Source organism: Undibacterium sp. Ji22W (assembly GCF_049340305.1).
In the GTDB taxonomy this organism is placed as follows: Bacteria; Pseudomonadota; Gammaproteobacteria; order Burkholderiales; family Burkholderiaceae_D; genus Undibacterium.
This window is the reverse complement of record NZ_JBMPOU010000001.1, coordinates 1,298,122-1,320,459: the sequence shown is the minus strand read 5'-3', so window position 1 is coordinate 1,320,459 and position 22,338 is coordinate 1,298,122. Positions and strand designations below refer to the sequence as shown.

Below are 22,338 nucleotides of genomic sequence, written 5' to 3'. Positions count from 1 at the left end.
ATGAGCGCTGAAAGCAATGCCAGTAACGCAGCGCCTATGCCTGCGTCAGCCAGTTTGTTTGTACGCATGCTTTCAAAGATTAAGCACGGGAATCTCCATCTTGTAACGCCTTCTGGAGAGGTTTTGAAATTTGGTGATCAACAACTCGCGCAATCTGTCATTCTGCAGATCCATGACTGGCAAGCATGCCGAAAAATTTTGCAAGGTGGGGATATTGGTTTTGCCGAGAGCTTAGAAGCAGGTTGGATTAGCACCAGCGACTTAACTGCCCTTTTACGCCTCGCAATTCAAAATGACAGTGCTTTAGATAAGGCGATTTTTGGTGGCAAATTGATGGGGCTCTGGTACAAACTAAAGCATGTTTTACGCCCAAATACACGCAAAGGAAGTCGCAAGAATATTCATGCGCACTATGACATTGGCAATGCTTTCTACCAGTTGTGGTTGGATCCGAGCTGGACTTATTCAAGTGCAGTTTTTTATGGTGATTATCAGATCAGCCTGCAAGAGGCGCAGTACAGAAAATACCAACGCATTATTGATGTACTTGGATTGAAAGGCGGTGATCGCGTTCTAGAAATTGGCTGTGGCTGGGGTGGCTTCGCCGAACACGCATCTGCACTTGGCATTCATGTTCATGGAGTGACGATCTCCCCTTCTCAATTAGAAATCGCACAGCAGAGGATTAAGCAAACTAAGCGTGAACATTTGGTGCAGTTAGAGCTGTGCGATTATCGCGATCTCACAGGATCTTACGATGCCATTGTGTCGATAGAAATGTTTGAGGCCGTGGGTGAGGAATATTGGCCTGTCTATTTTGAGACTGTGAATCAGCGTTTGAAAGCTGGCGGCAAAGCACTGATACAGACGATTACCATTGATGACGCTCGGTTTGAACGCTATCGCAGCGGAACTGATTTTATTCAGCAATACATCTTCCCTGGTGGGATGTTGCCCAGTCCACCCCGTTTTGTCCAACTGGCGCAGAAGCATGGTTTGATGACCCGCGACGAATATGCTTTCGGAAAAGATTACGCAGAAACCTTACGGCGTTGGAACCACGATTTTGAAAACAACATCGATGGTGTTCAAAGCATGGGTTTTGGAACGGCTTTTCAACGAATCTGGCAATTGTATTTCTCTTACTGCGAAGCAGGATTCGATGAAGGTCGCACAGACGTGTATCAATTCTTGCTGCAGAAAGGTTCTTGATGCGCCCTCATCCACTTCCGTTACGCCTCTGGTGCCTACTGTGGCTCGCGCTCTCGATGCTGTTTAGTAATGGCGTTTATGCTGAGACTTGGCGTCAACACTTACCGCAGGCAAAAATGCTAGGCGGTGGTGAATTTCGTTGGTGGGGGTTTTCTATTTACACGGCAAAACTCTGGCAACAAACGCCCAATAAAGATGGTGGCCTGGATCAAGCTGCCACTTACGCTTTAGAGATCACTTACAGCAAATCGATCAGCCGCGAGCGTTTTGTTGATTCTAGTATTGAAGAAATAATACGACTGCATGGAAATAAATATAACGCTGAGAAGTTAGACACGTGGCGTCAGTACATGGAAAAAGCCTTCATTGATGTCAAGTCTGGTGATCAACTAATTGGTGTTTTTTTACCTGGATTAGGCTGTCGATTTTATAGCCAGCAAAAGCTCTTAGCTGAAATTCCTGACGAAGCCTTCGCTAGTGCATTTTTCTCTATTTGGTTGGATCCGCGCACGAAGGATACTAATTTACGCCAGCAATTGCTCGGACCAAAAAGATCTTCGATGGCATCTGCTGGCCCATCAACGTGAGAACCGCATCCTTAATTTTCTATGGTTTGTTGGGTCTTCCATTGGCGATGGCGGCATTGCCCGTGTATGTGCAGATTCCTAATTACTATACGGCCCAGCTTGGCTTGCCATTGGCGAGTACTGGTTTGGTGCTCTTTTTTGCACGCCTATTCGATACCGTACAAGATCCGTTTATTGGACAGCTGATCGACAAATTCGGATGTAATAACCGCGCATGGTTGTCTATATCTGCATTCTTACTGTGTTGCTCATTTGCCGGACTTTGGTTGCCGCCAGACATTGTCCGCAGTTCGACTAGCTATTTGCTGATTTGGTTAGGTGTGATGCTCAGTCTAGCGTACACGGCGCACAGCATGCTCAACATCGCGTACCTCTCGTGGGGTTCAACTCTTGAAAATCAGAGCAAGCAATACGACGCAACTTTACATCAACTGCTCGGGGCTTCCGCGTGGCGCGAAGGGTTCGGCTTGTTTGGTGTCATCCTTGCCAGCATTGTACCGAGTTGGATTATCTTACATGAAAAGACAACCGCTTCATCGCAATTGATTCAGTATACGGTGCTATTTTCAGTGTTGATTGGTATCGGCGTTTGCGCATTGATGTTTGGTGCAATCAAGCCTTTGCGAGTCACAACCCATGCCGTTCTAGCTCTACGTCTATTGCTCCGTAATGCGCAGTTTAATCAGTTATTGCGCATCTATTTTTTCAATTCTTTATCAGTTGCGATTCCCGCTAGTCTAATTCTGTTTTTTATTAACGACCGAATACAAGCGCCAGAAAAAACGGCGATTTTTCTTGCCTCTTATTTTGTTGCGGGGGCGTGTGGGTTGCCACTCTGGATTAAGCTAGCGAAGCATCAAGGAGCGCATAAATCTTGGCAGCTCGGGATGTTAATCTCTGTACTCAGTTTTGTGGGTGCCAGTGTGCTCGAAGCCGGAAATGTGGATGCTTTTTTACTAGTCTGCATTGCATCAGGTTTTGCACTTGGTGCTGATCTCGCCCTACCACCGGTATTGTTAACACTCGTAGTTGAAGACAAACAAAGCATGGGTGCCTATTTTGGGTTGTGGTCCTTGATTGGTAAATTCACTCTCGCATTGGCGGGACTTAGTCTAAGCCTATTAGCGCTGCTTCATTATCAACCGAATCAACTAAATCAAGCTGGTGGCTTGAGAGCTTTAACTTTTACTTATGCTGTACTTCCTTGTGCTTTTAAATTGATTGCTCTCTCCCTACTCAGAAATTTCTCCAAGAGGTTTTCATCATGATGAAAAGAATATTATTGGCACTCAATTTGGTGCTTTGTACAGCGCTATTAAGTTCATGTGCAATTACCGATGTTAATTATTATAAGGATGTAAAGCCAGCGCTCGATTTAGAAAAATTCTTTCTCGGTACAACGGATGCCTGGGGTATGTTTCAACAACGTAGCGGCGCGGTTATTAAGCGCTTTCATGTCGTGATTGAAACCAAAAAAATAGGCGATGAATTAATGCTCGACGAACGCTTTGTTTATGACGATGGTAGCAAGCAACAGCGTGTCTGGCATTTGCGAAAAAATGCGGATGGTCGTTGGTCGGGCAAGGCGGATGATGTCAAAGGCGAGGCAATTGGCGAAGCTGCTGGAAATGCCTTCAAATGGCAATATAGTCTGTTGCTACCAGTCGATGGTGACACCTATGTGATGCAAATGGACGACTGGATGTATTTGATCGACGAAAACACCATGGTGAATCGTGCCAAGATGCGTAAGTTCGGATTTGAAGTGGGTGAAGTGACTTTATTCTTCCGTCGGAGAACATGATGAATCTCCCCTTCTTCCGCCCGCTCAATCGACCGATAACAAATTGGAGAGATCAAACGATTTGGATTATTGGCGCATCAAGTGGTATAGGTGCTGCGCTAGCACAAGCCTTATTGCAACAAGGAGCGCAAGTTATTTTATCGGCGCGTCGTCTGGAGCAATTACAACAAGTCGCTGCGGATCATCCTCACGCGGACATCGTTCCGTTTGATGTCACCGATCAAAACGCATGGCACCATGCGAGTCAACAGCTACAAACACGCCACCCAAGTATTGATTTGGTGATTTTTTGCGCGGCGAAATATCAACCTGAACGTAGTTGGGAAGTGGATGCAAACGATGCCGCCGCCACTCTCAAGATTAATGTGGAAAGTGTCTATCACGGCTTACAAGCCGTCCTTCCGCAAATGCTCAAGCGCGGTAGTGGTGGACTCGCAATATTGGCTAGCGTTGCCGGTTATGTCGGTTTGCCCAACGCCAGCGTGTATGGGCCAAGCAAAGCCGCGTTGATCAATTTGAGTGAATTACTTTACAGTGATTTGCATCAGAAAAATATTAATGTTTATTTGGTCAATCCTGGCTTTGTACGCACCGAACTCACGGATAAAAACGACTTTGAGATGCCCGCGTTGCAAACGCCAGAACAAGCAGCCGAAGCCATTCTGCAGGGCATTACACACGGTGATTTCGAAATCCACTTTCCGAAACGATTTACTTTAGGGGTAAAGTTATTGCAAATGATGCCTTATCGATGGCGCTTCGCTTTAATTCGCCGCTTCGTAGTCGCATAAGCGACTTTTTATAAGTCATTAAGTTACTTTATAAATCATTAAGTTGCATGAGGATTCACTTAAGATGCCCACACAACAAGTTCAAGATATCATGGATTGGTACGCTACACTCAGTCCCGCCTCGCTCAGCAGCATTGCACGTTTCTACACGGATGAAGCGAAATTCAGAGATCCGTTTAACGAAGTTAGCGGAGTCGCGGCGATCCGCACTATTTTTGAACACATGTTCGTGACGACACAAGAGCCCCGCTTCATCTTTGATGAAGTGATAGAACAAGATCAAAAAGCGTTCCTCACTTGGGAATTTCATTTTGGCTTGCGTGGTAAAAATTATGTCGTCAAAGGTGGTTCTATGCTGACTTTTAACGCTCAAGGATTGATCACCGACCACCGTGATTATTGGGACGCGGCTGAAGAGTTGTGGGAAAAATTACCGATGATTGGTGGTTTCATTGGATGGTTGCGGCGACGGTTTAAAGTATCGACCTAGAGATACATAATGAGCATCCATATCAGCGCCCTGAAAATTTCAATCAGGGCGTTTTTTATTGTTCTATTTTCCGGTTTAGCTCAATTGCTACTTCCAATCCCCTCGCAATTCCTTCACTTGTTGCTGCAAGCGCTCCGGTGAAATTTTATCTGGATCTTGTGGTTCACCGACGACTAATTCCAAACGAGAAAACGGTCCACGGCGGAATGAGCGATGAAAGGGGTTTCCTTTATCACGGGACAGCAGGCTACCCCACAGTCCACGTAATGCCATAGGGATCACCGGTACTGGAGTACGTTCGACGATTTTCATTACCCCACCTTTAAATTCGTTGATCTCCCCATCGCGAGTCAATTTCCCTTCAGGGAAAATACAAACTAAATCCCCTTCATGCAGTGCCTGTGCAATATCGACGAAAGACTTCTCCATCAACCAAGGATTATCTTTAGCGGATGCAATCGGAATCGCCTTTGCAGTACGGAAAATCCAAGACAAAAAAGGGATTTTAAAAATTCCGTGATCCATCACAAAACGAATTGGACGCGGACTATACGCCATAATAACAATCGCATCCATGTAGCTGACATGATTACATACCAATACAGCAGCGCCCTCTTCCGGAATTTTGTCGACATTGATTCCTTTCACGCGATGCACCGTGTGTATCAATATCCACGCCACAAAACGCATCAAGAATTCTGGCACTACACTGAAAATATAGATCGCAACAAGCGCATTCAAAATCGCTGTTGCCATAAAAATTTGTGGAATCGTAAATCCTTGCTTCAACATCAGCATCGCTGCCAAAGCCGCTACGACCATGAATAAGGCATTCATGATATTCATGCCGGCAATTGTGCGCGATAGATGTTTAGGATCACAACGGGTTTGGATCAGGGCGAACAACGGCACGATATACAGGCCACCAAAAATACCGATCATAAAAATATCAAACAAGATTTTGTAACTGCCGACCTGATCGATAAAAGTCATTGCGGTCACTGCTGCTGTGTTGGTGTACATTAAACTCGACAAATACAAATCAAAACCGAAGATCGACAAACCGATTGCGCCGAATGGAACCAAGCCAATTTCTACTTTGTGTCCCGACAATCGTTCGCACAGCAAAGAACCTGCGCCGATACCAAAAGAAAAAATCGTCAATAAAAAGACGAAGACACTATGATCACCGTGCAGATAGTCTTTGGCGTAGAGTGGAAATTGTGCGAGCAAGATCGCGCCATAAAACCAGAACCAAGAGTTAGCTAATAAAGACAAAAATACTGGGCGATTTTTTTTACTAAAACTAAGATTACGTACAGTTTCGGTAGCGGGATTCCAATTGATTTTTAATTCGGGTACGGGCGCAGGTGAGACAGGAATACGTAAACTAAACACCCAACCTAACACCGCGATTAAAATACATCCGCCAGCGACCAGTTGAACGCCCCAGGGCTTGTGCACGACCAACATCGCACCCAATATTTCTCCTAAAAGAATACCGACGAAGGTGCCCATTTCAATCACACCATTTCCACCCACCAATTCATCCGCATGTAAATGTTGTGGCAGATATGCGTATTTCACCGGACCGAATAAAGTGGAGTGGATCCCCATCCCCGCAACTGCAGCGACCAATACCCAGATGTTATGTGTCATCCAACCAAAAGCAGCGATTACCATGATGCCGATTTCAAGTAACTTCACGTAGCGTGCTACTTTTCCTTTCTCAAACTTGTCAGCAAGCTGTCCGGATGTTGCGGAGAATAAGACGAAGGGCAAAATGAATAAACCTGGAATCAGATTGTTCAACAAACCAACATTCATCGTGGTCCAAGTTAAGGCATCGTAAGTCAGTACCGTGAGCAAAGCAGTTTTGAAAACATTGTCATTAAATGCCCCAAAAAATTGCGTCCAGAAAAATGGCGCAAAGCGGCGTTCTTTTAATAGGGTGAACTGGCTGTGTTGGCTCATGTCAGGAAAGGCTCGCGAGAGCGACAATTAACAAAAAAGCCAATTCTAAAGTAATTGGCTTTGGAATTGGCTTATTTTTTGAACGGAGAATATTCAGCAACAAAATGAATATTCCTTGGAAGATAGTTACAGCGTTTTATTCATGTGCACGTGCTCAATGCCCGCTTCCATAAACAGATCACCTTCGCGATGAAAGCCTTCGCGCTGATAAAACGGTTCAGCCGAAATTTGCGCATTCAGCTGTACGGCTTGCATACCACGACTCTTCGCCTGTGCCATCAATTGACGCAGGATCTCTGCGCCGACACCACAGTTGCGCGCTGTACTTAAGACTGCCATGCGGCCTATGTGCCCGTCTGGCAGCAAGCGCCCCGTGCCTATTGCTTTACCCTGTGCGTCGTACGCCACTGCATGGAGGCACTGAACATCCATCGCATCCCATTCGAGTGCAGCGGGAATTTTTTGTTCTTCAACGAATACAGCGGTACGTACAGCTTGCGCATCAGCCTGCAATTCTGACCATTCACCGAGTTTTACTTGTAAATTCGTGTTCATTTTTTTCTTTCTGATGTCATTCAATATTTATTCAGGAATCAGTCGCACTAATTGTTTACCGAGGTTTTTGCCTTTGAGCAGACCGATAAACGCATCAGGTGCCGCGGCTAAATTTGACGCAATACTTTCTCTGAATTTTAATTTTCCTTGGGCGACTAGCACGCCCAATTCCTTCAGGCCCTGCGGCCACAAATCCAAATGTTCGGAAATGATAAAGCCGCGTAAAGTCACACGCATACTGAGTAAAATCCGCGCATTGTGGATCGCCATGTCACCACCGTCATAGCCCGCGATCATGCCACACAAGGCAATGCGTGCAAACGGATTCACGCGTGACAGGCATGCATCAAAGCTAGTGCCACCGACGTTCTCGAAGATCGCATCGATGCCATTCGGGGTCGCCGCTGCGAGCCGCTCTGCCAAGTTTCCCGCTTTATAGTCGATACATGCATCAAAACCCAATTCATCTACGACATATGCACATTTCTCAGCGCCGCCAGCGATACCAACTGCACGGCAGCCGCGCAATTTCGCAAGTTGCCCAACGACACTACCAACCGCTCCACTTGCAGCAGAGACGACGATAGTCTCGCCCTCTTTCGCTTGCATGATTTGAGTCAAGCCAAACCAAGCAGTCATTCCTGGAATACCCACCGCGCCGAGGTAAGCAGATAGAGGAATATGTGTTGTATCTAGTTTGCGCAATAAGCTCCCATCCGACACACCCATCTCCGCCCAGCCCATCATACCGATGACCTTGTCGCCGATCTGAAATTGTGGATTCTTGCTGGCGACAATTTCCCCCACGGTGCCGCCTATCATGGTTTCGTCCAAAGTTTGCGGCGCAGCGTAGTTTTTCACATCATCCATGCGTACACGCATGTAAGGATCGAGTGAGAGAAAATGATTGCGGATGAGAACTTGGCCTTCAGTAATCGTTGGTACTGGCACAGTCTCTAAGCGAAAGTTTAAGGGACTCACTTCGCCTTGTGGGCGTGAGGCTAGAACGATGCGTTGAAAATGATCGGACATATTAAATTTCTCCTTTGATTTACGCCCTTCTCACGCAATTGGGAAAAGGGTTGGGTATAAGGTCGATTCAGATCGAATAAAAATATTAGTTCAGCTATTGTCGGGCGGATGCAACTCGCGATGACGATAAGTTGTTCACGGATGTACTACGTTCTGGCGGCGCGGGTTGCACCCGCCCTACGAAACAACAAAATAAATTCAGATTTAATCACTACCACCCATCTTCACCAAACCAGCTTTTGATTTCAGACTACGCAAATACTTATACGTCCCCATCGCCTTTGCCACTAATTTGTCGCCACTCCAGATTTCTCCATCGCAAAAACACATGGTGGTCGATTGATGAAAAGCGACACTGCGTGCTTCAAGACGCCCGCCCACAATGCCGCCAGGCTGCAGGAAGGTAGTTTTCATCTCTACGGTGACTACGCCTTTTTGATCGTCATGTAAAGAACGTCCAGCCATTGCCATCACGACGTCAAGCAAAGTCATTAAGACCCCGCCATGCGTGATTTGCCAGCTGTTCATGTGGTGGTGGTGCAGATCCAAAGACAAATTCGCTTTGCCCTCTTTCATCTGACCTGAAACGATACCGATATAATCGAGGAAGGGGTTTTCAATTTGAGAAATTTCACTAGAATTTTTGGTCGAAGCAGACATCTTTTTAATCATCAAAATAAATTAGCAAACGCAAAAACGCGTTTATAAAACTTCAAACAGTCCAGCAGCACCCTGCCCTCCGCCGATGCACATGGTGACAACGACATATTTCACGCCTCGGCGTTTGCCCTCCAACAGCGCATGTCCCGTTAATCGGGCGCCAGAAACACCGTAAGGATGTCCGACTGCAATCGCACCACCATTCACGTTTAGACGATCCATCGGGATGCCTAACTTATCGGCGCAAAACAAAACCTGTACTGCGAAAGCTTCGTTGAGTTCCCATAGTCCGATATCTTCTACACGTAAGCCAGCGCGCTTGAGTAATTTGGGAATCGCAAACACGGGACCGATGCCCATCTCATCAGGTTCACAACCTGCGACGGCAAAGCCACGAAACACGCCCAATGGTCGCAATCCTTTGCGCTCGGCGACTTGGGCATTCATGACGATGGTCATTGCGGCACCATCTGAAAACTGACTGGCATTACCTGCAGTAATGACACCATCGGGCAAAGCTGTTTTGATTTGAGATACCGCTTCCAATGTTGTCCCAGCCCGTATGCCTTCATCCGCTGAAATCGTCACCTCGCGCAAATGATGTTCACCCGTTTCCTTATCGGTCACGCGCATGGTCGTCGTCACGGGAATGATTTCCGCATCAAATAAACCGGCAGCTGAGGCGGCGCTCGCACGTTGCTGACTGCGCACACCATATTCGTCCTGCCGTTCGCGTGAAATCTGGTAGCGCTTAGCAACAATCTCAGCAGTTTCTAGCATAGGAATATACACTTGTGGCTTATGTTGCTGTAGCCACGGGTCGCTAAGCATGTGCTTATTCATCTCGTTTTGCACACAAGAGATAGATTCGACGCCTCCAGCTGCAACAATATCTAGTTCGCCAGACATCACGCGTTGCGCCGCCAAAGCGATGGATTGCAATCCCGACGAACAATAACGATTGATCGTAACACCAGGAACTGTCACCGGGCAGCCCGCACGTAAGGCAATTTGGCGAGCGATATTACGACCATTCGCGCCTTCTGGAAATGCGCAGCCAACCATCACGTCTTCGATTTCGGCGGGATCTAGCTGAGCTCTGCTCATTACCGCTGCGAGTGTTGGCCCGGCCATGCTCGCTCCGTGCGTCATATTAAACGCACCTTTCCATGACTTTGCTAATCCGGTACGCGCTGTCGCGACGATCACTGCGTCTGTCATTTTGTCTCCGTTTTTTGAATTGATTAGTATTCTGCTGTGAGTCTTACTTGCACGTCTGTGACCGTTAGGCGTGCTGTTGAACCTTGCATCAAACTCGCTTTATCATCGCAGTGACCGAATGGAAGTCCCGTAATAATCGGTGTCCCGATAGTCGCGCGTAAAAATTTCAACATCGCTGCAAAATCATAACCATTGTCTTGCGGAGCTAAACGATAAGCAGAAAAATTTCCTAATACGATAGCCTTTTGTTTCACTAGCACGCCAGCCATGTGAAGTTGCAATAACATACGTTCGACACGATAAGGATGCTCTGCGATATCTTCAGCAAACAAGATGCCGCCTTCGATGTGGGGGAAGTACTCAGTACCGAGCAGATGACAAATCATGGCCAGATTCCCGCCCCACAACGTGCCTTCAAGGTCAAGTTCAACGCTTTGATCCGTTTCAAATTCGAGATGAGTTTTGCGCTCGCGTACAGCCTGCTCAAATTGGTCCTGGGTAAATGGACGCAATTCATCCCGGGTGAAGTCGTTACACAGCATAGGGCCACACAAACTCGCGGCACTCGTTTTCGCTAACATCGCCAATTGCAAAGCATTGAAGTCACTATAACCAATCAGCCATTTACCGCTGCTTGCAATCTTCTGCAAATTGATATCTGGCAATATGCGTGACATGCCATAACTACCGCGTAAAGCCATCACGATATCAACTTCAGGATGGTCAATGGCGGCGTGAAGCTGGGTTAAGCGCTCTTGATCAGTCGCACCAAATCGTTCGAAACGATCCGTATGTTGGTAGTAATTGATGACCTTGAAGCCAGCGTTTCTGAGCGCCTGCAAGCCGGCTTCAAGATCGGTATCATCTAAAGCAGCACCGCTGGGAGCAACGACGGCGATGCAAGGATGTTCGGGAAGTGTTTTGGGAAAAGAAATGGGCATCGCTAATGACTCATATTCTGTAATCAGCGATTGATATTGCGTATCACTCGCCGGGGTTGCCTGATTGGATACGCGATTCTACCGCGGCACGGCGGCGCTCAGCAAAAAAAACCTTAAGCAGCTGCACGCATTCATCGGCTAAGACGCCCGAGATCACTTCGGCATGATGATTTAATTTTTCTTCTTTGAATAAATCGACGATAGAGCCACATGCGCCAGTCTTGAAATCATGGGCTCCGAAAATAATGCGGGTGAAGCGTGCATGCATGAGTGCGCCAGAGCACATCACGCAAGGTTCGAGTGTGACATATAGTTCACAGCCAGGAAGACGATAATTGCCGAGCACTGCGGCTGCCGCGCGCATGGCTACGACTTCGGCGTGTGCGGTAGGATCGTGTGTGCCTATCGGTTGATTAAAACCACGTGCAATGACTTGACCGTCTTTGACCACGACAGCACCTACTGGAACTTCACCCGTTTGCCATGCGAGATGAGCTTGTGCGATGGCTTCGCGCATGAAAAACTCATCTGGATTTGTAGATATCACTGCCGAGCCGGACACAATCGACATGCCTTACTTAACCGTCAATCTCCGCCCAGCAATTAGGCGTTTCATATAAAGTGATTTTGGTCAAAGACAAATGACGACCATAACGATCGTGATACACATCTTTCAACATATCAAACGCAATCTTCGCCAGATTTTCGACCGTCGGCACGCGATCGATCACCACTGTTTTGTGCCCCGGCATGCTTTCTAAGAATTGACGCACGACAGTATCTTTTTCATAGACGATAAATGCGTGATCCCAGAGATCGACTAAATGTTTGTTGGCGAGTGCTTTGATATCGCCAAAATCCATGATCATGCCATTATCAGATTCACCGTCTTTTTCGACGACATCACCAGTCAAGGTAATCAGCAAGGTATAGCGATGCCCATGCAAATTGCGGCATTGGCTATTGTGATCGGGAATCCGATGTCCGGTATCGAATTCAACTTTTCTGGTAATAGTTAACATGTATTGCCTGTGAACATAAGGTCGGACAGAATGTCAAAATAACGCCCTGCCGATAACTAATAAAATTAATTTAAGGAATTTGCAGCAATTTATGTGTCTGCAAGCTCAATTTCCATTTCGGATGCGCTTTGCAATAATCGATGGCTTTATGCAGATTATCTTGCAATAAGAGACCATCCATCGCTTGAAGATAATGGTGGACAAAATCCAATGCTTCATAGGCCTTTAAGTCTTGTCCCAATTGCGGAATCACGACCTTCAACTCATCACCTTTGCGCACCACGAGTTGTGAACCCATTTTAGGACTGACGCAAATCCAATCCACACCATTCGGCACTTCTATCGTCCCATTGGTTTCAATCGCAATTTCAAAACCTACGTCATGCATCGCATCGATTAAAGCTTCGTCTAGTTGCAGCAAAGGTTCGCCGCCAGTGAAGACCACAAACTTACTCGCCTCGTGCGTCTCAGGCCATAAAGTATTGATGCGCGCAGCAACTGCCTGAGGTGTCTTAAACTTGCCTCCGCCTTCACCATCAGTACCAACGAAATCTGTATCGCAAAATTGGCAAACCGCCGTGCTACGATCTTCCTCGCGCCCTGTCCACAAATTGCAACCAGCAAAGCGACAAAACACAGCAGGTCGCCCAGCATGCGTGCCCTCGCCCTGCAAAGTGTAAAAAATTTCTTTAATACTGTAGCTCAAAATCTTGATCCTATTGGAGAAATTGGCGTGCCGAAAAACCGTTTAAGCGAGATGCAGTGCTAGGCGCGAAACGCAGCAATATGTCGATATTGCGAGGCTTCGCAACGACGCAATGCGCTCGCTTATGCGGTTTAGCGGTGCGACAAATTTATTCCCACTCGATTGTCGCGGGCGGTTTTCCGGAAATATCGTACACCACACGATTAATTCCACGCACTTCATTAATAATGCGATTAGACACTTTACCCAACAACTCGTGCGGCAAGTGCGCCCAGTGCGCAGTCATGAAATCTTGCGTTTGAACCGCGCGCAAGGCGACAACATATTCATAAGTACGTCCATCGCCCATCACACCAACCGATTTAACTGGCAAAAATACTGCAAACGCCTGACTAGTGGCGTCATACCAAGTTTGTGGTTTTTCAGCATTTGGATCAACGTAAGTATTGCGTAATTCTTCAATGAAAATGGCATCGGCACGGCGCAATAAATCGGCGAAATCTTTTCTCACTTCACCCAAGATACGCACACCCAAACCTGGCCCTGGGAAAGGATGACGATACACCATGTTATGTGGCAAACCTAAAGCCACACCAAGCTTGCGCACCTCATCTTTAAACAATTCACGCAATGGCTCTAATAATTTCAGATTCAGCGTATCAGGCAAACCACCAACATTGTGATGACTCTTAATTGTGTGTGAACCTTTTTTGCCCTTACCAGCACTTTCGATCACGTCGGGATAAATCGTGCCTTGTGCCAGCCACTTTGCATTCCCGAGTTTACTAGATTCAACTTGGAAAACTTCCACAAATTCACGACCGATAATTTTACGTTTGGCTTCTGGATCAGTGACGCCTGACAAATGTCCCATGAACTGTGCGGTAGCATCAACGTGGATGACTTTGACCCCTAGATTCTCAGCAAACATTTCCATGACCATCTTGCCTTCATCTAGGCGCAACAGACCATGATCAACAAACACGCAGGTCAATTTATCGCCAATCGCACGATGGATCAATGCCGCAGCAACGCTGCTATCAACGCCGCCAGACAAACCGAGAATAACCTCATCGTCGCCAACTTGCTCACGAATCGAAGCAACCGCCTCGGAAATATAATCTGGCATATTCCAGTCAGATTTACAGCCGCAAATATCATGCACAAAGCGACCAATAATCGCTTCGCCTTGAATCGTATGAGTCACCTCAGGATGGAATTGCACCGCATAGAAACGTCGGTCTTCATCGGCCATTGCCGCGACTGGACAATTGTCGGTCGATGCCATTAATTTGAAGCCTGCAGGCATTTCATTAACTTTATCACCGTGACTCATCCAGACCTTGAGCATGCCATGGCCTTCAGGTGTCACGAAATCGTTGATACCTTCTAATAACTTAGTGTGACTACGAGCGCGCACTTCGGCGTAACCAAATTCACGCACCTTGCCATTTTCTACTTTGCCACCAAGCTGTTCCGCCATCGTTTGCATACCATAGCAAATACCTAGCACTGGTACGCCGGCGTCATACACAGCGAGAGGTGCGCGTGGCGTGTCGCCCTCAGTCACGCTACTTGGCCCTCCCGATAAAATAATTCCGGCAGCACCATAGTTGCGGATGAATTCATCGCTCACATCATAAGGAAACACTTCGGAAAATACTCCCGCATCACGAACACGACGGGCGATTAATTGAGTGACTTGAGAGCCAAAATCAAGGATAAGAATTTTTGAGTGCATAATTCAAAGGAAATCATCAAAGGGAAATATCAAGCTGTTCTGCTTCTGCCTGAACGATACTATTGCTATCTAATCTTTTAGCGGCAAGCAAAGCTTTCTCCGCATTTTTGACTAGTGTTTCTGGGCTTACATTGGGAAAAATACTAGTTGAGGAAATTCCCATACTAATTTCAATTTCCAGATCTTCATCTTCGACCAATTCCGGCCGAGAAACTACGGCTAAACGGATCCGCTCCGCGACGGCTGCCGCGACTAAATTTGAGGCACCGGGTAAGACTATCAGGAAAGCATCGCTTTCAAAGCGTCCGAGTGCATCGAATGGACGTATGCATGAACGCATGCGACTAGCAATCTTCAGGAGAAAGGCATCACCTACGCTAGTGCCAAACTTATCTTTCAAATTTTGGTATTGATTGATACTAATGTAGAGCAAAGACAGTGGTTTCTCTGCCTTTTGACAACGCTCAAGTTCCAAACCCAAAGATCGTGTTATCGCAGCACTATTCCACATACCCAATACCGGATCTAACAAAGCATCGCGTTTCAAATTCCGGACTTGCTTTACCAGCTCAGCATATTGCACTTTTAAAGCGCTCATCAATAATTCGCGCTCGACCATAACAGCTAAATCCGCGAACAATAAGCGTGATTCGTCGTCAAATTCATGTTCGACGTAGTCGATTAAATAGATGCAGCCAACACAGTGATCTTTGGTATCAAAAATCGGATGTTGCGCACAAAATACTAATTGTGGTTGCCCCTTTACAGAGGGGTGATTCGCGTATTCTTCCTCAAAATTGAGGTTATTGAAAACGCGAATTTCATCACAAAATCCCAGGATTTCGCAAAATGCCGCCTCAATCGCTGCCATCGATTCACCACGATCGAAGCGTTCACGCAAGTTACCAAAGCTGACGATGCAATTCGCTACACCAAACAAGTGAATGCCGAGACGTTCAAATCTTGCAAGTTTTGCTTCGAACCGTTCGAAATTAGCTCGAGAGGAATTCGAGCTATCTGAAAATAAATCCAATCGACTAGCACTTTCCACTAGTGTCGCCATTGCTTGCTCCGTATCTAAAACACTTCGTCAAACATCTCTAAGTTAGGCGATGCTTATTCTGCGCGGTAGTTTGGAGCTTCTTTCGTGATTTGGACATCATGCACATGTGACTCGCGCATTCCCGCAGACGTAATTTCCACGAATTCGGCTTTGTCATGCAAATCTTGTATCGAAGCGCATCCGCAGTAACCCATGGAAGAGCGCACGCCGCCAACCATTTGATATAGGATTGCCAACACGCTCCCCTTATAAGGAACACGCCCCTCGATACCTTCCGGAACCAACTTGTCCGCATTATTCGCGGCGTCTTGGAAGTAACGATCAGCAGAGCCATCGGCCATCGCCCCCAAACTACCCATACCGCGATAGGATTTATAGCTACGGCCTTGGAATAAGATAACCTCGCCTGGAGCTTCTTCTGTGCCCGCGAACATACTGCCCATCATAACAGTCGATGCACCAGCAGCCAAAGCTTTGGATACATCGCCAGAAAAACGAATCCCACCGTCTGCGATACATGGCACACCGGTACCACGCAAAGCTTCCGCCACATTCGCGATCGCCGTAATTTGCGGAACACCTACGCCAGCGACGATACGCGTCGTGCAAATAGAGCCTGGGCCAATTCCAACCTTTACCGCATCCGCACCATGCTCTACTAAAGCTAACGCAGCTGCCGCTGTAGCGATGTTGCCGCCAATGACTTCGATGTGGGGATAGTTTGTTTTCACCCAGCGCACGCGATCTAATACACCTTTGGAATGGCCATGGGCGGTATCGACAACGATAACATCAACGCCTGCTTTCGCAAGCAAATCGATACGTTCATCGTTATCAGCACCCACACCAACAGCAGCACCTACGCGCAATTTACCTAAATTATCTTTAGATGCGAACGGATGTTCAGTAGATTTTTGAATGTCTTTTACAGTAATCAGGCCACGTAGTTCAAATGCTTCATCGACTACCAATACGCGTTCTAAACGATGTTTATTCATCAAACGCTTGGCTTCGCTTAAGTCAGCCCCCTCTGTGACATAGACAAGTTTTTCGCGCGGTGTCATTTTGGCGCGTACTTCGGCGTCTAACTCTTGCTCAAAGCGCAAATCACGGTTAGTAATAATACCAACGACAGTTTTTCCTTCAACGACTGGAAAGCCGCTGATACCATGCAATTGGGCTAAAGCGATGACATCACGAATGGTCGTGGTAGGTGCAATCGTAATCGGGTCACGCAATACACCTGATTCAAAGCGCTTGACTTTGGCAACTTCACGCGCTTGCTCTTTTGGCGTCAGATTTTTGTGAATAATACCGATACCACCCTCTTGGGCCATAGCAATAGCAAGACGTGCTTCAGTCACGGTATCCATTGCAGCAGATACCAAAGGTATATTGAGTTTGATGTTACGAGTCAAATTCGTCGCAAGACAAGTGTCTTTTGGGAGAATGTTTGAGAAAGCTGGGACGAGCAACACATCATCGAAAGTGAGTGCTTTTTGAAGAAGACGCATAGTATTTCCTATAGGCGCAAAAGTAAATTATACAGAAAACTTGCCGATCCGTCTCGTTCCGTGTAAAACTCCCTTTAAATTATGAAGAAAGTTGCAGTAACTGAATAGAAATCGAGTGAATCATGTACAAACATCACAAATTAAATCGTAAATTATTGCTCACTAGTTTGATTGCAGCGCTATTGTCGAGCAACGTCGCACTTGCCCAGTACATTTGGTTGAATGAAAAAGGTGTTAAGCAATATTCTGATACACCACCGCCTAGATCTGTTCCCCGCGATAAAATCATTAAAACACCCTTTGGGAATCCTCGTGGTCAAGACAAAAATGCTGCGCAATCGAACGATGCGAACAAGAGCACTGAAGGAAAGCTAGAAAAACCGGTGACTACGGCGAGCAAAAATGAAGACTTCAACAAACGAAAAATAGCGCGCGAAGAAGCTGACAAAAAAGCCGATTCAGAACGCCAGAATGCTGAAAATAAAACAAAAAACTGTGAGCGAGCGAAGTCGTATAAACAATCATTGGATGAAGGCTTGCTGATTATGACCAGGGATAAAAATGGGGAGCGCTCGCCAATTGATGAAGCGCAGCGCTCCAAAGAAATGGCCGATGTTAAAAAGATTTTATCTGAGTGCAATTAATAGAACGTGTAAGACTAATTTTTTATTTTTAGGCCTACATTTTCCCTGACTTGTGCTCGCGTTTCGCTCGATGGCGCCGAGCACTCATCGGATCCGCGATGAGTGCTCGGCATAACTCTATGCGATCACCATCTTGCAATAAGTGTGTGCCACTTTTCTTTTTGCCAAAAATCGCCCACACACTTCCCATATTCAAAAGGAATTGAACTTCTGATAGTTGTGTTGATGCCAAATACTGAAGAGCATCTTCAATTGTGGATTGATGATTCACTTGCAATTTAAATAAAGTTGGTGCGATGTTGGGCAATGTGTAACAGAACTCTACAATAATTTTTGTTTGCGCCTGACTATTGTCCATAAACCACCTCTGCACGTTCGCAAAATGCATCGACAAAGCTATTCGTAATTTTGCTAAATACTGGCCCGATTAAATGCTCAAGTAATTTACTGGAAAATTCATAACGTAAATCAAATTCGATTTTGCAAGCATCACTACGCAACGCAGTAAAAGTCCAATGCCCATGTAATTGCTTAAAGGGACCATCGACCAAGTGCATTTCCATAGTGTGCGGCGGAGAATTCACATTTTCCGTTGTGAAACTTTGCTTAATTCCATGATAATTGATAGATAATGTCGCCTTTAAGTGGTGATCAGTTCTCTCAGCGACACTAACGCCACCGCACCAAGGCAAAAAAAGAGGATAGTCTTCAACTTTTTCTACAAGTGCAAACATTTGTTCTGCGCTATAGGATACAAGTACGTTTTTTTTGACGACTGCCATTATCTCAAGTCATTTGGTATGATCACAGACCGAATTTTAACTGAAACAAGGCTCTTCACGGAGATTAAGCGCAAAATTGCCCTTCTTCATGAATGAAGTTCTTACTGACTAAATAAAAAAGCATGAGCATCGCAGATAATAAAAAAGCATTTCACGATTTTTTCATTGAAGAACAATACGAAGCAGGGATCGTGCTGCAAGGTTGGGAAGTTAAAGCAATACGCGCGGGCCGCGTGCAACTAAAGGAAGCCTACGTCATTATCAAGAATGGCGAGATCTACTTATTTGGCGCGCATATTGGCGCACTACCGACAGCATCGACACATATTCACCCAGATTCGGTTCGTACGCGAAAATTATTACTGAATGCCGATGAAATTAAGAAATTAATCGGTAAGGTGGAACGCTCTGGCTACACCATGGTTCCACTCAACATGCATTATTTGAACGGGCGAGTGAAATGTCAGATTGGCTTAGCAAAAGGTAAGAAACAACACGACAAACGTGAGACTGAAAAAGAACGTGATTGGCAGCGTGAACAGCAAAAAATCATGAAACAGCATCGTAGATAACTTCTTTAGTGACGCCACGTTCGAGGATTTAGGTTATGGATTTATTGATAAAGAAAAAGACAAGTTGACACTTACCAAAGAAGTACTCAGGATAAGTGAACTTAGTTTTTCTCTTGCCGACGCAAGTAGATATCTTGCCTGGCTTCCCGAATTTGACGTCGTAACGCGATTCTTTCCTCCGGACTTAATCGATTAAACTTGGCGTTTGCTTTTTCTTCTTTGTTACTAACAGGCATCGACGAAGACGAATCCTTACGTGACGCAGCCTCCTGCTCATTTCCCGCTCCGGTCTGGTTGTCGGCTTGACGTTCTAGCCGACGATTCATGCGAAATTCCTGAAATTGAAATCGACGTTTATCTAAATTTTGACGTGCATCAGAATTTTGCTGATGTTGCGCAAAGGCATCAACACTTATACCAAGTATTGATGAAAATGCCAGTAGGCAAAATGCGCACTTCAAGTGATTCACAACTATCCTTCCACATGGTTCAAGATGAACACTTTAATTATTGAAAATTTCAACGAATGACAAGCTGCAAAAAAATCACAACTCTAGGCAAAATTTAATTTGTAGCGTATTCATAGTGTAAATGACTACTAATCTATTTGATAGGAATATTCTGTAAGCACTGTAACAGTTTGTAATCTTCAATAACAGTAAAAGAACGCACATCAATTTGGCAGTAAGATGAGACTTTTTTCAATGGCGGATAGCGGGAGAAACGATGATTGAAACTAAGGCCAAGATTTTAGTATTGGATGATGACTTACGTTTACGTGATCTGTTGCGTCGCTACTTAAGTGAGCAGGGTTTTCAGGTCGTCGTGGCAGAAAACGCACAAGCGATGAATAAATTGTGGATCCGTGAACGTTACGATTTGTTAGTACTTGATTTGATGTTGCCTGGTGAAGATGGTTTATCTATTTGTCGTCGACTACGCGGTGGTGGCGATCTAACGCCGATTATTATGTTGACCGCAAAAGGCGAAGAAGTCGATAGGATTATTGGCTTGGAAATGGGGGCAGATGATTACCTTCCGAAACCATTCAATCCACGTGAGTTGGTGGCAAGAATCCATGCAGTTTTAAGAAGACGTATTCCTGAAGAAGCACCGGGCGCACCTGCAGAGCATGGTCAGGTCTTTCAATTTGGCGAATTTACCTTGGATTTATCTACGCGACACTTGAAGAAAAAAGGAGAGCACATCAACTTGACCACTGGTGAATTCTCAGTCCTTAAAGTATTCGCGCGCCATGCCCGCCACCCGCTCTCACGTGAGAAACTCATGGAGTTGGCGCGAGGACGTGAATATGAAGTGTTTGATCGCAGTTTAGATGTGCAAATTTCTCGCCTGCGGAAATTAATCGAAGTGGATCCGACTAATCCACAATACATACAAACCGTTTGGGGATTGGGTTATGTATTCATTCCCGATGGACAAACTAACTAGGCATTGATTCATTCAACGGACACTGCACCAACCAAATTTCAAACGAGACAATTCAGCTATTTTTGAGTATTGATGGGACTAATGTATAACTATTTACGACGTTTGGCATGGATCCAAAGCGGCCTATTTTGGCGTACTTTTTTCCTTTTGGCGTTATTGGTTACTGCGAGTATGACGATATGGTTCGTCAGTATTAAATTATTAGATCGAAAGCCGCGTGCACAGCAGCTTTCGAATCAAATTGTCTCCATTGTTACTATTACTAGTGCGGCTTTGACGCATTCTGCTGAAGAGCGTCGTAAAGAATTACTGATTGACTTGGCGCGCAATGAAGGTATTCGAATTTATCTCTTAGAAGAGACGGATCAAATCGACGCATTAACGGAAAATCCTATGCTGACTGAACTAAGGCGATTGGTTCAATTAAAACTAGGGAAAGAAACACGATTTGCTAAGAGCGTGAATGGCGAAGAAGGCTTTTGGGTTAGCTTCAAAATTGACGATGATTTTTTTTGGTTACGTCTTGAACAAGACCGATTACAGACCGAAATCGGTTGGCAAATAGCAAGTTGGGCTGCCACTAGTTTGGTGTTGGCATTGATCGCCGCCGCCTTAATTTCAAGGCGTATTAATGCTCCGTTGTCAGACTTAAGCGCTGCTGCTCGCCAATTGGCAAGGGGAAATCATCCTGAGCCTCTACAGGAAACAGGGCCAAGAGAAATTCGTGAAACGAATAGTAGTTTTAATCAAATGGTAAATGATCTTGCTCGTATAGAATCAGATCGCACCGTCATTCTCGCTGGTATTTCACATGACTTAAGAACGCCGCTAACTCGCCTGCAATTAGAATTGGAGATGGCACATCTGGATCAGCATACCAAGGAATCAATGCAAACTGATCTACATCAAATGGATAGCATTATTCAACAATTTCTTGATTACGCGAAACCGCTACATGAATCCACTTTCAGTAGCTTTAACCTGAGCATATTGATGGAACATTTACTGTTCGACCTCGGGCGCGATCAAAGCACTGTCATCGAAGCGCAGATCACACCCAACGTTTATGTCACAGGAATAGAGATTGAGATTAAACGTATGTTGAGTAATATCATCCAAAACGCCTTGCGTTATGGACGCAATCAAGAAACGCAACAACTAAGCTTACAAATTGAATGCTTCTCCCTTACGTCCGATGTTCAATCAGGGGCATCAATACGATTCCGCGACTTTGGTCCGGGGATTACTGAATCTGAAATTCCACGACTATTACGTCCATTCACACGCGGTGATGTAGCACGTAGCCAGGCAAATGGTTCGGGGCTAGGTTTGGCGATTGTCGACCGTATTGTGAAGCGTCATGGTGGCAGTATTCATATTCACAATCACGAGTCTGGTGGCTTAGAAATTCATATCGAACTCAGATAACTTCATCATTTGTTCGCACATAAAAGAAGCCGCAAAATGCCTGATTTAAAGGCTTGCGGCTTGTTTTTTTTGGTTTAAAAATACTGAGAAATGACCAGATAAATCTTGGTGTCAAATGCTAGTTTCCTAGCCTCGGTCCTATTCCAT

The 22,338-nt window shown here is 45.7% G+C and carries 25 protein-coding genes; 10 read left to right on the top strand and 15 right to left on the bottom strand.

Translation table 11 applies throughout. The features are described from left to right. The 6 genes from ACO0KW_RS05650 to ACO0KW_RS05625 all read left to right on the top strand — a co-directional run bounded on the left by ACO0KW_RS05650 (position 1) and on the right by ACO0KW_RS05625 (position 4,884). Positions 1 to 1,212: a class I SAM-dependent methyltransferase gene (locus tag ACO0KW_RS05650; protein WP_423051991.1), complete on the top strand. Its 1,212-nt coding sequence runs from the start codon at positions 1 to 3 to the stop codon at positions 1,210 to 1,212. Continuing rightward, positions 1,212 to 1,799 (top strand): chalcone isomerase family protein, encoded by a 588-nt coding sequence (locus ACO0KW_RS05645; RefSeq protein WP_423051989.1) that lies wholly within the window; start codon positions 1,212 to 1,214, stop codon positions 1,797 to 1,799. Before ACO0KW_RS05650 ends, ACO0KW_RS05645 begins: the two co-directional genes overlap by 1 nt. Then, a complete protein-coding gene (locus tag ACO0KW_RS05640) occupies positions 1,796 to 3,067 on the top strand; it encodes an MFS transporter (RefSeq protein WP_423051456.1) in 1,272 nt (423 codons plus the stop codon). Before ACO0KW_RS05645 ends, ACO0KW_RS05640 begins: the two co-directional genes overlap by 4 nt. Then, on the top strand, positions 3,064 to 3,603 hold the full coding sequence (locus ACO0KW_RS05635; protein WP_423051454.1) for a DUF3833 domain-containing protein: 540 nt from the start codon (positions 3,064 to 3,066) through the stop codon (positions 3,601 to 3,603). Before ACO0KW_RS05640 ends, ACO0KW_RS05635 begins: the two co-directional genes overlap by 4 nt. Then, positions 3,600 to 4,394, top strand: coding sequence for an SDR family NAD(P)-dependent oxidoreductase (locus ACO0KW_RS05630; RefSeq protein WP_423051452.1), 795 nt, complete (start codon positions 3,600 to 3,602; stop codon positions 4,392 to 4,394). Before ACO0KW_RS05635 ends, ACO0KW_RS05630 begins: the two co-directional genes overlap by 4 nt. 64 nt (positions 4,395 to 4,458) lie before the next feature. Next, on the top strand, positions 4,459 to 4,884 hold the full coding sequence (locus ACO0KW_RS05625) for a nuclear transport factor 2 family protein (RefSeq protein WP_423051450.1): 426 nt from the start codon (positions 4,459 to 4,461) through the stop codon (positions 4,882 to 4,884). 87 nt (positions 4,885 to 4,971) lie between these two features. Here ACO0KW_RS05625 and ACO0KW_RS05620 read toward each other — a convergent pair whose 3' ends face one another. From ACO0KW_RS05620 to guaB, 12 genes are all read right to left on the bottom strand, one after another. Beyond that, positions 4,972 to 6,858: an MFS transporter gene (locus ACO0KW_RS05620; RefSeq protein ID WP_423051448.1), complete on the bottom strand. Its 1,887-nt coding sequence runs from the start codon at positions 6,856 to 6,858 to the stop codon at positions 4,972 to 4,974. Between the two features lie 126 nt (positions 6,859 to 6,984). Then, entirely contained in the window at positions 6,985 to 7,413 is a 429-nt protein-coding gene (locus tag ACO0KW_RS05615; protein ID WP_423051446.1) for a GNAT family N-acetyltransferase, read from the bottom strand. 27 nt (positions 7,414 to 7,440) lie between these two features. Next, positions 7,441 to 8,445, bottom strand: a complete 1,005-nt coding sequence (locus ACO0KW_RS05610) for an NADP-dependent oxidoreductase (protein ID WP_423051444.1) — start codon at positions 8,443 to 8,445, stop codon at positions 7,441 to 7,443. A gap of 204 nt (positions 8,446 to 8,649) precedes the next feature. Continuing rightward, a complete protein-coding gene (locus tag ACO0KW_RS05605) occupies positions 8,650 to 9,105 on the bottom strand; it encodes a PaaI family thioesterase (protein ID WP_423051442.1) in 456 nt (151 codons plus the stop codon). Positions 9,106 to 9,147: 42 nt separating this feature from the next. Further along, the gene (locus ACO0KW_RS05600; protein ID WP_423051440.1) at positions 9,148 to 10,326 is read right to left on the bottom strand and encodes an acetyl-CoA C-acyltransferase; all 1,179 of its coding nucleotides are present in this window, start codon (positions 10,324 to 10,326) and stop codon (positions 9,148 to 9,150) included. Between the two features lie 23 nt (positions 10,327 to 10,349). Continuing rightward, complete coding sequence (locus ACO0KW_RS05595; RefSeq protein ID WP_423051438.1) at positions 10,350 to 11,267, bottom strand: LD-carboxypeptidase; 918 nt, start codon at positions 11,265 to 11,267, stop codon at positions 10,350 to 10,352. Between the two features lie 43 nt (positions 11,268 to 11,310). Continuing rightward, the gene (gene tadA, locus ACO0KW_RS05590) at positions 11,311 to 11,838 is read right to left on the bottom strand and encodes a tRNA adenosine(34) deaminase TadA (protein WP_423051436.1); all 528 of its coding nucleotides are present in this window, start codon (positions 11,836 to 11,838) and stop codon (positions 11,311 to 11,313) included. Positions 11,839 to 11,845: 7 nt separating this feature from the next. After that, entirely contained in the window at positions 11,846 to 12,289 is a 444-nt protein-coding gene (queD, locus tag ACO0KW_RS05585; RefSeq protein ID WP_186920813.1) for a 6-carboxytetrahydropterin synthase QueD, read from the bottom strand. A gap of 70 nt (positions 12,290 to 12,359) precedes the next feature. Next, entirely contained in the window at positions 12,360 to 12,995 is a 636-nt protein-coding gene (gene queE, locus ACO0KW_RS05580) for a 7-carboxy-7-deazaguanine synthase (protein WP_423051433.1), read from the bottom strand. A 148-nt stretch (positions 12,996 to 13,143) separates the two neighbouring features. Beyond that, positions 13,144 to 14,736 carry a glutamine-hydrolyzing GMP synthase gene (gene guaA, locus ACO0KW_RS05575; RefSeq protein ID WP_423051431.1) on the bottom strand — a complete coding sequence of 531 codons (1,593 nt, stop codon included), beginning with the start codon at positions 14,734 to 14,736 and terminating at the stop codon, positions 13,144 to 13,146. Positions 14,737 to 14,752: 16 nt separating this feature from the next. Further along, positions 14,753 to 15,799 (bottom strand): diguanylate cyclase domain-containing protein, encoded by a 1,047-nt coding sequence (locus ACO0KW_RS05570; protein WP_423051429.1) that lies wholly within the window; start codon positions 15,797 to 15,799, stop codon positions 14,753 to 14,755. Positions 15,800 to 15,852: 53 nt separating this feature from the next. Next, positions 15,853 to 17,313: an IMP dehydrogenase gene (gene guaB / locus ACO0KW_RS05565; RefSeq protein WP_423051427.1), complete on the bottom strand. Its 1,461-nt coding sequence runs from the start codon at positions 17,311 to 17,313 to the stop codon at positions 15,853 to 15,855. Positions 17,314 to 17,495: 182 nt separating this feature from the next. Here guaB and ACO0KW_RS05560 point away from each other — a divergent pair, with 182 nt between their 5' ends. Next, complete coding sequence (locus ACO0KW_RS05560) at positions 17,496 to 17,957, top strand: DUF4124 domain-containing protein (protein WP_423051425.1); 462 nt, start codon at positions 17,496 to 17,498, stop codon at positions 17,955 to 17,957. A gap of 34 nt (positions 17,958 to 17,991) precedes the next feature. Here ACO0KW_RS05560 and ACO0KW_RS05555 read toward each other — a convergent pair whose 3' ends face one another. Together ACO0KW_RS05555 and ACO0KW_RS05550 are read right to left on the bottom strand one after the other, a co-directional pair. Next, positions 17,992 to 18,315, bottom strand: coding sequence for an RnfH family protein (locus ACO0KW_RS05555; RefSeq protein ID WP_423051423.1), 324 nt, complete (start codon positions 18,313 to 18,315; stop codon positions 17,992 to 17,994). Further along, entirely contained in the window at positions 18,305 to 18,739 is a 435-nt protein-coding gene (locus tag ACO0KW_RS05550; RefSeq protein ID WP_423051421.1) for a type II toxin-antitoxin system RatA family toxin, read from the bottom strand. Before ACO0KW_RS05550 ends, ACO0KW_RS05555 begins: the two co-directional genes overlap by 11 nt. A 122-nt stretch (positions 18,740 to 18,861) precedes the next feature. Between ACO0KW_RS05550 and smpB the strand changes: the two genes are divergently transcribed. Continuing rightward, the gene (gene smpB / locus ACO0KW_RS05545) at positions 18,862 to 19,311 is read left to right on the top strand and encodes an SsrA-binding protein SmpB (protein WP_423051419.1); all 450 of its coding nucleotides are present in this window, start codon (positions 18,862 to 18,864) and stop codon (positions 19,309 to 19,311) included. Positions 19,312 to 19,412: 101 nt separating this feature from the next. Here the strand turns inward: smpB and ACO0KW_RS05540 are convergent, their stop codons facing one another. Next, on the bottom strand, positions 19,413 to 19,637 hold the full coding sequence (locus ACO0KW_RS05540) for a hypothetical protein (protein ID WP_423051417.1): 225 nt from the start codon (positions 19,635 to 19,637) through the stop codon (positions 19,413 to 19,415). Between the two features lie 400 nt (positions 19,638 to 20,037). Between ACO0KW_RS05540 and ompR the strand changes: the two genes are divergently transcribed. Together ompR and ACO0KW_RS05530 are read left to right on the top strand one after the other, a co-directional pair. Then, a complete protein-coding gene (gene ompR, locus ACO0KW_RS05535) occupies positions 20,038 to 20,763 on the top strand; it encodes a two-component system response regulator OmpR (protein WP_423051415.1) in 726 nt (241 codons plus the stop codon). A 72-nt stretch (positions 20,764 to 20,835) separates the two neighbouring features. After that, entirely contained in the window at positions 20,836 to 22,191 is a 1,356-nt protein-coding gene (locus tag ACO0KW_RS05530) for an ATP-binding protein (protein WP_423051413.1), read from the top strand. The last annotated feature ends 147 nt before the right edge of the window (positions 22,192 to 22,338 follow it).

Excerpts from the sequence above, each read along its gene's own strand:
- ACO0KW_RS05650 (WP_423051991.1), top strand. The coding sequence starts at position 1 with ATGAGCGCTGAAAGCAATGCCAGTAACGCAGCGCCTATGCCTGCGTCA.
- ACO0KW_RS05645 (WP_423051989.1), top strand. The coding sequence starts at position 1,212 with ATGCGCCCTCATCCACTTCCGTTACGCCTCTGGTGCCTACTGTGGCTC.
- ACO0KW_RS05635 (WP_423051454.1), top strand. The coding sequence starts at position 3,064 with ATGATGAAAAGAATATTATTGGCACTCAATTTGGTGCTTTGTACAGCG.
- ACO0KW_RS05630 (WP_423051452.1), top strand. The coding sequence starts at position 3,600 with ATGATGAATCTCCCCTTCTTCCGCCCGCTCAATCGACCGATAACAAAT.
- ACO0KW_RS05625 (WP_423051450.1), top strand. The coding sequence starts at position 4,459 with ATGCCCACACAACAAGTTCAAGATATCATGGATTGGTACGCTACACTC.
- ACO0KW_RS05620 (WP_423051448.1), bottom strand. The coding sequence starts at position 6,858 with ATGAGCCAACACAGCCAGTTCACCCTATTAAAAGAACGCCGCTTTGCG.
- ACO0KW_RS05615 (WP_423051446.1), bottom strand. The coding sequence starts at position 7,413 with ATGAACACGAATTTACAAGTAAAACTCGGTGAATGGTCAGAATTGCAG.
- ACO0KW_RS05610 (WP_423051444.1), bottom strand. The coding sequence starts at position 8,445 with ATGTCCGATCATTTTCAACGCATCGTTCTAGCCTCACGCCCACAAGGC.
- ACO0KW_RS05605 (WP_423051442.1), bottom strand. The coding sequence starts at position 9,105 with ATGTCTGCTTCGACCAAAAATTCTAGTGAAATTTCTCAAATTGAAAAC.
- ACO0KW_RS05600 (WP_423051440.1), bottom strand. The coding sequence starts at position 10,326 with ATGACAGACGCAGTGATCGTCGCGACAGCGCGTACCGGATTAGCAAAG.
- ACO0KW_RS05595 (WP_423051438.1), bottom strand. The coding sequence starts at position 11,267 with ATGCCCATTTCTTTTCCCAAAACACTTCCCGAACATCCTTGCATCGCC.
- tadA (WP_423051436.1), bottom strand. The coding sequence starts at position 11,838 with ATGTCGATTGTGTCCGGCTCGGCAGTGATATCTACAAATCCAGATGAG.
- queD (WP_186920813.1), bottom strand. The coding sequence starts at position 12,289 with ATGTTAACTATTACCAGAAAAGTTGAATTCGATACCGGACATCGGATT.
- guaA (WP_423051431.1), bottom strand. The coding sequence starts at position 14,736 with ATGCACTCAAAAATTCTTATCCTTGATTTTGGCTCTCAAGTCACTCAA.
- ACO0KW_RS05570 (WP_423051429.1), bottom strand. The coding sequence starts at position 15,799 with ATGGCGACACTAGTGGAAAGTGCTAGTCGATTGGATTTATTTTCAGAT.
- guaB (WP_423051427.1), bottom strand. The coding sequence starts at position 17,313 with ATGCGTCTTCTTCAAAAAGCACTCACTTTCGATGATGTGTTGCTCGTC.
- ACO0KW_RS05555 (WP_423051423.1), bottom strand. The coding sequence starts at position 18,315 with ATGGACAATAGTCAGGCGCAAACAAAAATTATTGTAGAGTTCTGTTAC.
- ACO0KW_RS05550 (WP_423051421.1), bottom strand. The coding sequence starts at position 18,739 with ATGGCAGTCGTCAAAAAAAACGTACTTGTATCCTATAGCGCAGAACAA.
- smpB (WP_423051419.1), top strand. The coding sequence starts at position 18,862 with ATGAGCATCGCAGATAATAAAAAAGCATTTCACGATTTTTTCATTGAA.
- ACO0KW_RS05540 (WP_423051417.1), bottom strand. The coding sequence starts at position 19,637 with ATGAATCGTCGGCTAGAACGTCAAGCCGACAACCAGACCGGAGCGGGA.
- ompR (WP_423051415.1), top strand. The coding sequence starts at position 20,038 with ATGATTGAAACTAAGGCCAAGATTTTAGTATTGGATGATGACTTACGT.
- ACO0KW_RS05530 (WP_423051413.1), top strand. The coding sequence starts at position 20,836 with ATGGGACTAATGTATAACTATTTACGACGTTTGGCATGGATCCAAAGC.